Raw genomic sequence first — 12,711 nt, forward strand, 5'->3', positions numbered from 1 at the left:
GCCGGGGCGCGCTGTCCTCGGCTGTGGGGGTCTAGATGAGCCGGGGGTCGCCGGTGCCGGGTCCGGTGCCGCTGGCGACGGCGGGTTTGTCGCCGGGCGCGGGGTTGTCGGGTGGTGTGGACAGGCGGGCGCGGGCGGCGGCGGCGATCTCGCGGGCGCGTCCCGGGGTCGGCGGAGGCAAGGGCCGGGTGGTGAGGGTGAACGGGCGGGCGTTCTGTCCGTCGACCAGCAGCCGCGCGGCGGCGTGGAAGGCATCGAGATGGGTCAGGTCGTGCTCGGACAGCCACGGGTCGGTGTGGCGAGCCAGATCGCGAGCGTCGTCGGGCGAGACGGCGAAGATGATCTTGTTGCGGGCGTTGGCGGAGATGCCGTCGCGCAGCTCGCGGGAGAGCTGGCCGAGGTTCTGGTGGGCGAGTAGCAGGGACAGGCGTAGCCCGCGGGCTTCGGCGAGCATGTCCTCGACGGGGGTGGACAGGTTCAGGAAGTTCTGGGCCTCGTCCAGCACGAGGGCGGCGTCGGGGCGGTCGGCGGCGGGGACGCGAGCGCGGGCGGTGACGGCCTGCCAGGTGCGCGCGACCAGTAGCGAGCCGACCAGGCGGCTGGTCTCCTCACCGAGCGAGCCCTTCGGCAACCGCGCCAGGCAGATCCCGCCGTGGTCGAGGATGTCGGCGAACTCGACCGTGGAGGGTCCGCCCGCGATGGCCGCGCGCACGAACGGCCGCAACAGGAACGCCCGCAGCTTGTTCAATAGCGGCCCGATGAGTTGGGCGCGGCCGGTGTCGCTGAGCTGTTCGTAGCTGTCCCAGAATCCGCGCAGGACCGGGTCGGGGGTGGTGCGGGTGACGCGATTGCGGAAGGCGGGTTCGGTGAGCAGGCGGGGCAGGTCGGCGAGGGTGGCGGTGCCGGGTTGGGCGCACAGGGTGAGCAGGCTCGCGCGCATGATGTCGTCGGTGCGCGGCCCCCACCATTGGTGGAAGATCCGGTGGAACACCGTGACGAGGTTGTCCACCGCCAGGTCGAGACCCGCGCGCCCGATCCGGCCGATGTCGAGGGGGTTCGCACACGGTGGCGGTGCGGTGGAGTCGGCGTCGAACAACACGACACGGTCACCGAGGCGGGACGGCAGCCGTGAGAGGACGTCGGTGACGAGGTCGCCTTTCGGGTCGATGACGATCGTCCCGCGCCCGGCGTCGGCGTCATCGAGGATCAGCCGCGCCAGCAGCGTGGACTTGCCGACGCCGGTGGGGCCGAGGATGTGCAAATGGTGGCGGGCGTCGGAGACCTTGACCGCGACCGGGCGGCGGCCACCGGTGTCGGCGAGGCCGAGAGGTTTCGTGTGCGGGCCGTCGATGGGGATCTGCGGTGCCGGGGTGAGGGCGCGGGCTCCGGCGCGTTGCAGGCCGGGCAGCCCGTCGTCGGTGGGCAGATGGGCGATTGTGGCGAGTTCGGGCACCGACAACACGTCCCCGCGCCCGAGTCGCCGCTCGGCCATCAGCAGGGCGAGTCGGATGCGGCGGCGTCGCCGGTAGTAGTTGTGGTCGGTGCAGGCCCCGAACACCGTCGCGAGAGCGTCCGCGCGCCCGCGTGCCACCGCCCGCGCCTCGGCTCGGCCTCGGTCGTCGGCTACAGGGATCGACACCGCGTAGCGCACGATGGTCTCCCAGTGCGGGCCCCGTGCTTTCACCGCTGCCGCTCGCGCGGCGGCGGTGTATTCCATCGCGGTCTGCCGGTCACCCGACGCCGCGCCCGTGCCGCTGGCGCGGGCGGGCCGGGTGATGGGTCCTGGCGTGATCAGGTTCAGCACCTCGCGCGCCAGCGCCGTCACCAACCTGGCCGGTGCCGCCGCCGCCCCGGCAGTCCCGGCGCTGCGGGTGGCGTGGGCGACGCGGCGGCCGGTGACCGGGCGCGCGAGGATCTGCACGCACGCGGCCTGGCCGGGGGCGAGGTCGTCGGCGGCGGTGATCAGGTCCCGCACCAGATCGCCGCTGTAGTCGGTGCGCAGCGGCAGCCCTTCGCGGCGGCCCAACCGCAACTCACCCCCCGCCGCCACTCGCCGGGCGCGGTCCGTGGCGTCCGGCAGCGGGGGCCGGGCGGGGCGGGTGCTGTCGGTGTGCGCGCCGGGCCACGCCGAGGCGACCGCGCGTTCGATCAATCCGGGCGGAATGCTGCCGGGGACCCAGAGCCGGATCGCGGCCCCCTCTTCGGGAGTCACGGTGTACTCGAACCCCAGATGCGGCTGCCCGAACAGCAGCCGCGCCAAGGCCGGGCGCAGCTGTCCGATCAGATGCGACCAGAACGCGAGCGCGCCTTTCGCGTCGACCTCGGGTGGGGTGAGCACGGTGATCTGGCGAGCCTGGGCACTCAGCCGGCGGCCTCGCCGCCGCGCCAGTGCCCGCGCCGCGGCGAGCACACCGGCCACTGCCAGCACCACCACGATCGCGGCTGGGGATACCACGGCGTGCTCGATCGTCGCGGCGAGATCGCGCAGCGTCGCGCCGGGCGCGAGCAAAGCCCGGCCCAGCCGCCCCTGCTCGGGACTCGCCACGGTGGTGTTCACGCGGCCACCGACCCCGGCCCAGCGGTGGTGCTCGTGCCCCAGAACGGGGCGGCACCGTACTGGAGTCGCGCGCGAGCACCCCGGGGGTCGGCGGACGCCGAGGGGGTGTCGGGCTTGCGGAAGATGACGACGTCCTCGTGCGCGATGAGATGCATGGGCAGCCCGGCCGCGCGGTTCTTGACGATGAAGTCGCGCTGGAAGAAACTGCTGCGCGCGACGAGGTCTCCGTCGGACAGTCGCCCCAGTAGCGCGACGCAGCGTTCGACGGGGACCAGCCCGGCGAGGGTGCCGCAGGCGATCAGGTGGGCGGGCAGGTTGACCAGTTCGGCGTGCTGCCGCCAGGGCCGCGCGGTGATGACCACATGCCCGCCTGGGGCGAGGTATTCGGCGGCACCGGACAGGATGCGGGTGAACCCGCTCAACAGTCGGCCGAGCCCGACGTTGGCGAGGTTGCCGCGATCGAGTACCGCGCCGTAGCGGTGGTTGTATTTGTGGACGCCTTCCCCGGCGCGGACGCGGACATGGCCGTGGGTGGAGTCGCCGTAGGGCGGGGAGGTGATCACCAGATCCACCCGCCCCCGCAACTCCTGCGGCAACAGGGTCGGGAGCTTGCGGGCGTCACCGGTGTAGACGGCGGCATCGAGATCGATACCCGCCTCACGAGCGAGCCCGATATTGGTGCGCGCCAGCTCCGCCCATTGCTGCTCGTATTCGACACCGACCGCGCGGCGGCCGGTGTGCAGCGCTTCGACGAGTGTGGTGCCGATCCCGCACATCGGATCCAGCACGAGGTCACCGGGGCGGGTGTAGGCGGCGACGGCGTGCTGCACAATCGCGGGGAACATCTTCGCCGGGTGCTTGACGCTGTCGGGGTGATACCGGCCCCGCCGCTGCACCGCTGACGCGGTCTGGGCGGTCGCCCACACCGACACCGGCACGGCGGCCGGGCCGGTCCCTGTCGCGGTGCCGGAGTCTTGGGTTTCGGGATGGGTGGTGTCCGGGGTGGTGGGGTCGAGAGTCATCGGGGTCCTACCTTCGCGAGATCGGTCGGTCGGTGGTGGTGGCTCGGTGTGCCCTCGACGGCGGTGGTGGGGGCGTGGGGGTGGCGGGAGGTGTCACTGCGGCGGGAGGGGCTCGGTGGAGCGGGGCAGCAGGAACGCGAACACGTCGGTGTGCGCGACGGCGTGCGCGACTGGATGCCGATCGGCGCCCGAGTCGGGTGCGTCTGCGGGTGGTGTGGCGGTGATGGTGGTGCCGGTGACGGGCACGGCGATGATGTGCTGGAGGTAGAGCAGATCGGCGGCCTGGGCGGCGGCCACGACCGCACCGGCCGGATCGATCAGCACACCGGAGCGGCTGTGGCGGCAGCGCCCGAGCACGACCAGCAGCCCGCCTGCCGCCATCCGCTCGACCGCGAGCGCGGCGACCTGTTCGGCGGCGGCTACCGGGTCGAGGTGATCGGCCAGCAAACTCACCACGACCAGGTCCACCGGCTCACTCGCACCGGTGCGCGGGGCGGGGTTGTCCTCGCTGTGGCGGCCCAGCGCCGCCACCGCCGCCATCGCCGCTGCCGTGTCCGGTTCGATCACCCGCAGTTCGCCGCGACTGGCGGGAGGGGGCCAGCCGATCAACAACACCCGGTACCCGGGAGCGGAGAACTCGCGCACCGCGCGGGACAGGATCGGTTCGGGCCAGCGGTCGCTAGGATCGAGGGCCTCGGTTCCGGCGGCCCACAGGGTCGAGGGGACCGCTACCGGGACCGTCGCGCGGGTGGTGGCGGTGACGGACCGGGATGGACGCTGACGAGATGTCGCAGTCATGGGGATGCTCCTGACGGTGGGAGAAAGATGCCTCTACTGAAGTAATCCCGCCGAAAACGCCATTTTTGGACACCTGTAACCGATATTTCTTTGCGCGAGTTTTTCGCGGCTTCGGAATCAGCTCTCGGCATCGCTACTCCGAAAGCGCGGAGCGCCCTCGTGTCCGGTTGAGAAGAATATTTTTTCCGCGTGCATCCGAATGGTTGCCACAGCCGATGTCCGACCACCCCTAAAACACCCCCGAAACACCCCCGCCCATACACAACCCCTGCTAGTAGGTGCCGCGTGCGAGGGTATGACGGGTGCGCAACGGTGGTGTGCCAGAGGGTTACTCACCCGAGTGGGGTGGCCGTGGGTGTGGGTCAGGGGTGTCGCGGGGGTGTTTTGGGTGTGTTTTGGGGGTGTGTCTCCGGTGTTCTTGTCGGGTCGGAATCTTCCGCGTTTTCCACGAGCAGGGAGCAGATGGTGACGGAATCGAAGTATGGGAATTCATCATGGCGGATCGGGGTGGTGCGCTCGCCTTTATCGGTGGCGTCCTCGGCATTCGAGCGGATCGCCGCGCAGGAATTGCCCGCCGACCCGCGACCGGTACCGCAACCGGTCCCGTGGAGCAGGGTGCAGTCGTGGCGCGGGTTACGCGCGCTGCTGTGCGAGCCCGGCGTGCCGACCGCTCGCGTCGACCAGATCTGGGTGTGGCTGATCGAGCGGTCCCGCGCCTACGGCGAGGACGCGACCCTGGTGTGCGCGAGCCTGGCGTATCCGATGCTCGCGGGCACGGCCGGATTGTTCGCCGCACCCGCCAGCCCGCAGCGCCACGACATCGAGTCCGAGGTACTGACCGGATTCCTCACCCACCTCGAGCGCGTCGAACTGGATCAGCCGGGCGTGTGGCACCGACTGCGGTGGGCGAGCTACCGCGCCGCGATCAGGGCTGTCCGTCAACAAGACGTGATCACGGAGTCGGTCGCCGACCACGACGACGACCTCGACCGCGATCTCGATCCGAGCGCGAAGAACCGCCGGGTGATGGTGACCGAGCCGGGTCACCCCGAGACCGTTCTCGCCCTGGCCGTCGCCGACGGAGTCATCACCGCCGGGGCCGCCGAGCTGATCGCCCTCACCCGGTGGGAGCACCGCCCGCTGAACTGCCTGGCCGCCGAACGCGGCGACTCGCACTGGGCGTTACGCAAACGACGCCAACGCGCCGAAGCGCGACTCGTGGCATGGCTGGCCGAGCGCGCCCGCGACACCGCAGCCGCCACCACCACCGAAACCCGCGTCCTGAACACGCTGCCCAGCCACAACCACGCCACCGCCACCGCCGCCGCCGACACGGACTCGACGCACCGGGATCGGCGGCGAGCCACCCACCGCACACGAACACCACAGCCCCGCCGCCGCGCGATCGAGCAGACCTCGCCCACACCGGCCCGCCCCGACACCGACGACCAGGAGGTGCGCTCATGCGCATGAACCGACTCTTCGACACAGCCCCAACACCGCAGCGCCGGGCGCGCGTCGTTCGTGTTCGGCGGTGGGCGACGCTCCCAGCGACCGCCTGCACGATCGCGGTCGTCCTGGTGGTCGCGGCCAGTTCGGCGGTGGCCTCACCACCCGGGCCGCAGGTGCTGGCGATCGCGTCCTCGCTGGACCAGGTGCTCGACAACCTGCGCAACTGGCTGATCGGCATCCTCGCCGCCCTGGCAACGGTCTGCTTCACCGTCGCCGGAGCCCGCTACCTCATCGGCGCGGGTGACCCGGCCGAGATGGAGAAGGCCAAGAGCGCCTTCCGCGCGGCCTGCCTCGGGTACGCGCTGGCGATGCTGGCACCGGTCATCGTCACCGTCCTCAAGTCGATCGTCGGGGCCTGACGGTGAGCGCCCCGGTTCCCGCCCGCTCCACGCCTGCCTGCGGGCGGCGGGTATCGCGCACGGGCCGCGCGGCTGCGGCCACGGTGGCGGTGGTGCTCGCGGCGGTGCTGCTCACCCTCACCGGTGTTGTGAGCGCCGCCGCGCAACCACCGACGCCGCCCGTGCCGGTGCCCTCGGCTCCGACGACACCCGCACCCACCACCGCCACACCGGCTCCGACCTCGGCGGTGCCTCCGTCACGCTGGGTCACGCCTCCACCCACCACCACTCCGGCATCGCCCACCCCAGGTGTGCCCGACTCGACGGCCCCCACCCCGGGCACGGCGGGGCCGGGGGCGGGTGAGTGCGGGGTGAGCAACATCTCCGGGTGCGTAGCGAAAGCCATCGACGGGTTCTTCCAGCGGTTGGTCGACTCCGCGCTCAACCCGCTGCTGGAATTGCTCTCGCATACCCTGCTCACCACCCCCGAACCCGGCGAGCTGCCGCAGGTGGGAGCACTGTGGTCGCAGTCGTGGCAGCTGGTCGCGGCGATGTATGTGCTGGTGGTGATGGCGGCCGGGGTGCTGCTGATGGTGCGGGAGACCCTGCAGACCCGGTGGTCGATCCGCGAGCTGGCACCACGGCTGCTGGTCGGATTCATCGCCGGAGCGATGAGCATGGTCATCGCCACCACCGCGATCGGGTTCGCCAACGCCCTCGCCCAAGCCCTCGCCGGGAACGGCGTCGACTCCAATTCGGCGGCAGCCGCCTTGACCGAGTTGACCGCGACCGGCGGCAACAGCGGGATCTTCGCGCTGCTGCTGATGGTCGCGTTGATGGTGATGCTGGTCGTGCTGCTGGTCGCCTACGTGGTGCGCGTCGCGGTCACCGTCCTGCTGATCGTCGCCGCTCCTTTGGCGTTGATGTGCCATGCCCTGCCGGGCACCGAGGCGGTGGCGCGGTGGTGGTGGAGATCGTTCGCGGCGTGCCTGGCGATCCAGGTGGTGCAGTCACTGACCTTGGTGACGATGCTGCGGGTGTTCCTCACCCCCGATGGGTGGGAGTTCTTCGGCCCCAACGCAGGCGGGATCGTGGACCTGATCGTGGCACTCGCGTTGATGGGAGTGTTGATCAAGACCCCGTTCTGGCTGCTATCGGTGCTGCGGATCGGGCACGGCCGCAGCTTCCTCGGCTCGATCGCGCGCAGCTACGTCGTCTACAAAACCTTCGGCCTCCTCAAAGGCGGCGGGCACACCCCCGGCGGGGCGCGTGCGGGTGCGGCCCCACCCCGCCAGCCACGAGCACCCCGGCGCCGGGCCGCGACGACCGGGCCACCGGACCCCTACGCGCGGGTACGCGCCACCCGCGACGGCCAGCTGATGCTGCCCCTGGAAGGCGTGCGCCGGGTCCGGCGGCCACCGAACTCGAACCACGCCGCGCACCCCGACGCGACGAGCACCGCCTCGGCTCGTCCGGCCCGCGCGCCGCGCGGGAGGCAACTCGCGTTCGACTTCACCCCGACCGACCCCTACCGGGGGACTCGTCCCGGCCGCGACGGTCAGTATCCGCTGCCGATCCCGGTGACCAGAGTCAAGCCCACACGACCGCCCGAACCTCCACCCGCGCCAGCGCGTGCGACGGTGCCGCGAGGCCGTCGACCCGAACAGCTCGCGTTCGATTTCGAGCCACCGCCACCGGCCGACCCCTACGAGCGGCTCCGGCCGACACGCAGCGGCCAGTACCCGCTGCCGTTCCCGGTGACCCGCGCGAAACCCGCACCGCCACCACGCACACCACCCCAACCACCCCCGCCCGCACCGGTGCGGTCGGCCGGGCGGCAACTGCATCTGCCGTTACCCGACCTGCCCGTGCGCCGCCGCACCCCCCGCGCTCCCCGAGGAGGAAAACTTCGATGACCACGACCGTGCGCATCCCCGCCGATGTCGAGCGCAGCGACCGACTGCTCGGGCCGTTCACCGCCCGCCAGCTCGCCATCCTCGCCACCACCGCACTGCTGCTGTACTCGGCATGGATCGCGACCCGGGCCGTGGTCGCGCCGCTGGTGTTCCTGGCCGCCGCCACCCCGATCGCCGCCGTGGTCACCGTCGCAGTACTCACCCGCCGCGACGGACTCTCCGCAGACCTGCTGCTCCTGGCCGCGATCCGACACCGCCTCCGGTCACGTCACCTCGTGACCGAATCCGAAGGGGGCGTGCTCGCGGGGCCGAGGTGGGTCACCGACCGGGCCGTGCGAGGCCGGCCTCGCACGCCGGTTCCGGCGGCGTTGACCGCACGGGAGTTGCGGTTACCGGAGTCGGTCACCCCCAGTGGGGGCGGTATCGGGGTGATCGACCTCGGGGGAGACGGGCTGGCTGTCGTCGCGGTCGCGACCACTCTCAACCTCGCCCTGCGTACCCCCGCCGAACAAGACAGCCTCGTCGGACAGCTCGCGGGCTGGCTGCACACCCTGCGCCAACCCGTCCAGATCCTCATACGCTCGGCACGCCTGGACCTGTCCGCCCACCTCGCGTCCCTGCACAACGCCACGCAGGACATGTCCCCGGACCTGGCCGCCGCCGCTCACGATCACGCCGCTCACCTGTCCGAGCTGGCGGCCGGGGAGCACCTGACTCGTCGCCAGGTGTTGTTGGTGTGGCGCGAACCTCTCGATACACCCGCCGCGACCTCGCCTGGTGCGAGGCTGTTCGGAGGTGGCCGGGCTCGCCGCGGCTTCTCGGCTGCCGCGCGTCGTGGGGCCGAGTCGCGCCTGCTGCGTCACATGAACGAGGCCGCCGACGTCCTCGCCCCGTTGGGAGTGACGGTCACCGCCCTCGATGACGCGCAGGCTGCCGCTGTCCTGAGCGGCTGCTGCAATCCCGAAGGTCTCGTGTCGCCCGCCGCCGACGTCGCTGGCCGCAACGCCATCGTCACCAGCGCCGCTGGATTCGCCGACACCGACACCGCTCCCGCCGACCCATTCGCGCTCGACACCGGGTTCGCGCCGGAGTCGTTGACGATCGGCACCCGGCACCTCGAGATCGGTGGTGATTGGGCAGAGACTCTCGCGGTCACCGGATATCCACGCGAGGTGACGGCGGGCTGGCTCGCACCGCTGTTGTCGCATCCCGGGCGGGTCGAGGTCGCCGTACACATCGACCCGGTTGATCCGGTCACCGCCGCCACCCGGCTACGCCACCAGTTGGCGCGGCTGGAGTCCTCCCGGATGCACGACACGGGCCGGGGCCGTCTGTCCGACCCGCAGGTCGATGTCGCGGTCGAAGACGCCGCCGAATTGTCGGCGCGGGTGGCGCGAGCGGAGGCGCGGCTGTTCCGGGTAGGGGTGTACCTCACCGTCCACGCCGACACCGAAGCCGAGCTGGCCGACGAGGTCGCCGCCGTGCGGGCGCTGGCCGCGAGCCTGCTCGTGGACACCTGCACCCTGTCCTACCGCGCCGCCCAAGGCTGGGCCACCACCCTGCCGCTGGGCCTGGATTTGATCCGGGTGCGGCGCACCTTCGACACCACCGCGCTCGCCGCGGCCTTCCCCTTCGACTCGCCCCAACTCCCGGTCGCCGACCCTGTCCAGGCCGCGCGCCCCGAGGGTGTGCTCTACGGCCGCGACGCCGCCTCGGGGCTGTTGTTCGTGGACCGGTTCGCCCCCGAGGCGCACAACCACAACATGGTGATCTTGGGGCGTAGCGGCGCTGGCAAGTCGTATCTGGTCAAGACCGAGGTCCTGCGCTCGCTGTATCGCGGTATCGAGCAAGTAGTCATCGATCCCGAAGACGAATACCGCCGCCTCGCCGAAGCGGTCGGCGGTATCCACATCCGACTCGGCGCTCCCGGACAACGGCTCAACCCGTTCGACCTGGAAATCCACACCCGCCCCGACGGCCGCCGCAGCGCCCCCGCCGACGCCCTCACACGACGGAAACTTTTCCTGCACACCCTCGTCCAGGTCCTGCTCGGGGACCAGACCTCCGCGCAGCGAGCAGCCCTGGACACCGCCCTGGCCGCCACCTATGCCGCTGCCGGGATCACCGACGACCCCGCCACCTGGACCCGGCCCGCCCCGACCCTGAGCCGATTGCGGGACCAACTGGACAGGCTTGCCTCGCCCGCCGCCGGGGAGTTGGCCGCCGGATTGCATCCCTTCGTCGGTGGCGGAGCCTATGCCGAGCTGCTGGACGGGCCTACCACCACCGACTCCGAGGGCGGGCTGGTGGTGTTCTCCCTGCGGGAGCTGCCTGAGGAGTTGAAGACGATCGGGACCCTGCTGGTGCTGGACGCGACGTGGCGGCGGGTGTCGAGCCCGGCCGACCGGCGGCCCCGCATGATCACCGTGGACGAGGCGTGGCTGCTCATGCGCCAGCCCGCCGGAGCGCAATTCCTGTTCCGGGCCGCGAAAAGTTTCCGCAAACACTGGGCCGGAATCACCGTCGCCACCCAGGACTGCGCCGACGTGCTCTCCACCGAACTGGGGCGTGCGATCGTGTCCAACGCCGCCACCCAGGTCCTGCTGCGTCAGGCACCTCAAGCCATCGACGAGATCGCCGCCGCGTTCCGGCTCTCCGAGGGCGAACAGCAGTTCCTGCTCTCCGCCGGTCGCGGCAGCGGCCTGGTCGCTGTCGGGGGCACCGACCGCGCTGTGTTCGGGTCGCTGGCCTCACCCACCGAACACGCGCTGATCACCACCGACCCCAGCGAACTCGCCACCAGCGACAGCGTCGACACCGACATCGATCTCGACCGGGTCCGGCCACAGGCACCGCTCACCGAACCCGACCCCGGCGACACCGCCACGGCAACCGCAGGTCTCGGCGATGACGATGCCGACGACGACGCCGGGGAAGAGGTGGTTGTGGACGGGTGGGTGGCGTGAGCGCGGATTCGGGCGTTCCCGTTCCACCGACCGTCGTCTCCGCGCGTCGCGGGCGGTGCCCGCGATTCGCCGCACACGACCTAGGGGCAGCCGGTGGCGTGCCGGGTGATTCCGGCCCCCGATCCGGTCGCTGGGCGCGATGGCGGGGCGTGGCGGGGCCGTCGGTCGGTTCCGGTCGGTGCGGCGTCAGAAACATTGGGCGAGAAGACAGTTGACGACTCGACACCTACGGAGCGTTGATAGACCCCCGGTACCCCGACCGATCGGACACCCGGACACAGGAACCAGCGATGCCCGGGAACCGCGCCGCCCGCAGTGGGCGTGGTGGCGCACGGTCGGTAATGAAAGAAGAGGTGTTCATGGACAGCGAATCCTCAGGCAGGCACACGGTTACGCCGCTACACCGCCCCGGTGGGCCGTCCCAGTCGCGCCGACCCGCAGGCGGGCCGGTACCGGCAGGGGGCGACACACACGCGGGCGGGCTGACCGCGTCGTTCCGCATCCGCTACGTCCACGGCCCCGAGGCGCAGCGGATCGCGGCCAACCAAGCCAAAGCGATCACCGCCCTGCTGCGTTGGCTGGCGAGCCAGGACCCGGCGGCGGCACCCACCTATCCCGTCCCGGCGGTGGTCGACCTCGACACCGACCGGGACATCGATGACGAGAAAGCAGCGTGATCATGCCCGAATACACAGGCCCCGGCGGCGCGAGCCTCGTGAACGCGGGTATGCCCGGATTTGTCGGTTCTCCCGGACCGGGGGTGCTGGGGATCGGTGGTTCCGCGCCGGTACCGGTGGCGGTGTTCCTGCGGACCTCGACCCGGGACTTGCAGGACCCTACGTTGTCGCTGCCGCGCCAGTTGGACAACTGCCGCAAGGTATTACCGTCCGGGTTCGTGATCGTGGCGTTCTTCTACGATGTGGAGTCCTCCCGCAAAGACCTCGAACTGCGCGGTCTCGGCAACGCGCACGAGGCGTTCGACATCCCGATTCCCCGCGACGGGGGATTGGCCGACCTGCTGGCCGAAGCACGCCACCCCAATCGCAGGTTCGAGGCGGTGGTGGTGGAGGAGATCGAACGCGCCGCGCGGTGGACCCATCAGTCCACTCAGCTCGAACACGAGTTGGAAACCGTTGGCGTGCCGCTGTACGCCGCAGATGAGGGGCCGATCTCGCTGTCGGAGAAACGCGCCACCCAGATCCTGGTGCGGCGCATGAAACAAGGTGTGGCCGAATGGTTCCTGCGCCACACTCTCGAACAGTCCTGGGAGGGCTACCGCGAACACGCCAAACAAGGCTGGAACATCGGCAAACCGCTCTACGGCTACCTCAACGAGCGGGTCCCGCACCCGGTCGCGGCCAAACGAGAAGAGGGACGCACCAAATCCCGACTCGTCGTGGACCCGGAACGCGCACCGGCGGTGGTGCGGATCTTCCAGCTGCGACACGACGAACACCTCGCCTACGAAGTGATCGCGGCGCGGTTGAACATCGACCTCGACCGCTACCCGCCCCCGCAACCGAACCGGCCTGAGCGAGCCCGGGGATGCTGGACGCGATCGTCGGTGCGCGAGATCCTGATCAACCCCAAATACACCGGCTA

The 12,711-nt window shown here is 71.0% G+C and carries 9 protein-coding genes; 6 read left to right on the forward strand and 3 right to left on the reverse strand.

Annotated features, from left to right (window positions below; genetic code table 11):
• Nucleotides 1-31: 31 nt before the first annotated feature.
• From ON34_RS30310 to ON34_RS33980, 3 genes are all read right to left on the reverse strand, one after another.
• On the reverse strand, nt 32-2,557 hold the full coding sequence (locus ON34_RS30310) for a type IV secretory system conjugative DNA transfer family protein (RefSeq protein WP_245548271.1): 2,526 nt from the start codon (nt 2,555-2,557) through the stop codon (nt 32-34).
• Nucleotides 2,554-3,579 (reverse strand): TRM11 family SAM-dependent methyltransferase, encoded by a 1,026-nt coding sequence (locus ON34_RS30315; RefSeq protein WP_040786068.1) that lies wholly within the window; start codon nt 3,577-3,579, stop codon nt 2,554-2,556. The genes ON34_RS30310 and ON34_RS30315 overlap by 4 nt, the downstream gene beginning before the upstream one ends.
• Nucleotides 3,580-3,672: 93 nt before the next feature.
• Nucleotides 3,673-4,377, reverse strand: a complete 705-nt coding sequence (locus ON34_RS33980; protein ID WP_051023355.1) for a hypothetical protein — start codon at nt 4,375-4,377, stop codon at nt 3,673-3,675.
• Between the two features lie 465 nt (nt 4,378-4,842).
• Here ON34_RS33980 and ON34_RS33985 point away from each other — a divergent pair, with 465 nt between their 5' ends.
• The 6 genes from ON34_RS33985 to ON34_RS38235 form a co-directional block, all read left to right on the forward strand.
• Nucleotides 4,843-5,850 (forward strand): hypothetical protein, encoded by a 1,008-nt coding sequence (locus ON34_RS33985; protein ID WP_157172517.1) that lies wholly within the window; start codon nt 4,843-4,845, stop codon nt 5,848-5,850.
• Nucleotides 5,841-6,248, forward strand: a complete 408-nt coding sequence (locus ON34_RS30330; protein WP_245548272.1) for a pilin — start codon at nt 5,841-5,843, stop codon at nt 6,246-6,248. The genes ON34_RS33985 and ON34_RS30330 overlap by 10 nt, the downstream gene beginning before the upstream one ends.
• Before the next feature lie 2 nt (nt 6,249-6,250).
• Nucleotides 6,251-8,143: a TrbL/VirB6 family protein gene (locus ON34_RS30335; RefSeq protein ID WP_157172518.1), complete on the forward strand. Its 1,893-nt coding sequence runs from the start codon at nt 6,251-6,253 to the stop codon at nt 8,141-8,143.
• Nucleotides 8,140-11,109 (forward strand): PrgI family protein, encoded by a 2,970-nt coding sequence (locus tag ON34_RS34260; RefSeq protein WP_063821773.1) that lies wholly within the window; start codon nt 8,140-8,142, stop codon nt 11,107-11,109. Before ON34_RS30335 ends, ON34_RS34260 begins: the two co-directional genes overlap by 4 nt.
• Before the next feature lie 359 nt (nt 11,110-11,468).
• A complete protein-coding gene (locus ON34_RS30345; RefSeq protein ID WP_157172519.1) occupies nt 11,469-11,786 on the forward strand; it encodes a hypothetical protein in 318 nt (105 codons plus the stop codon).
• A 2-nt stretch (nt 11,787-11,788) separates the two neighbouring features.
• The coding region (locus tag ON34_RS38235) for a recombinase family protein (RefSeq protein WP_218003952.1) at nt 11,789-12,711 on the forward strand (923 nt) is incomplete at its 3' end.

This window comes from Nocardia pneumoniae NBRC 100136 (assembly GCF_000308755.1).
Lineage (GTDB): Bacteria > Actinomycetota > Actinomycetes > Mycobacteriales > Mycobacteriaceae > Nocardia > Nocardia pneumoniae.

Coding starts and splice junctions, on each gene's coding strand:
- ON34_RS30330 (WP_245548272.1), top strand. CDS start 5,841: ATGCGCATGAACCGACTCTTCGACACAGCCCCAACACCGCAGCGCCGG.
- ON34_RS30315 (WP_040786068.1), bottom strand. CDS start 3,579: ATGACTCTCGACCCCACCACCCCGGACACCACCCATCCCGAAACCCAA.
- ON34_RS34260 (WP_063821773.1), top strand. CDS start 8,140: ATGACCACGACCGTGCGCATCCCCGCCGATGTCGAGCGCAGCGACCGA.
- ON34_RS30345 (WP_157172519.1), top strand. CDS start 11,469: ATGGACAGCGAATCCTCAGGCAGGCACACGGTTACGCCGCTACACCGC.
- ON34_RS33980 (WP_051023355.1), bottom strand. CDS start 4,377: ATGACTGCGACATCTCGTCAGCGTCCATCCCGGTCCGTCACCGCCACC.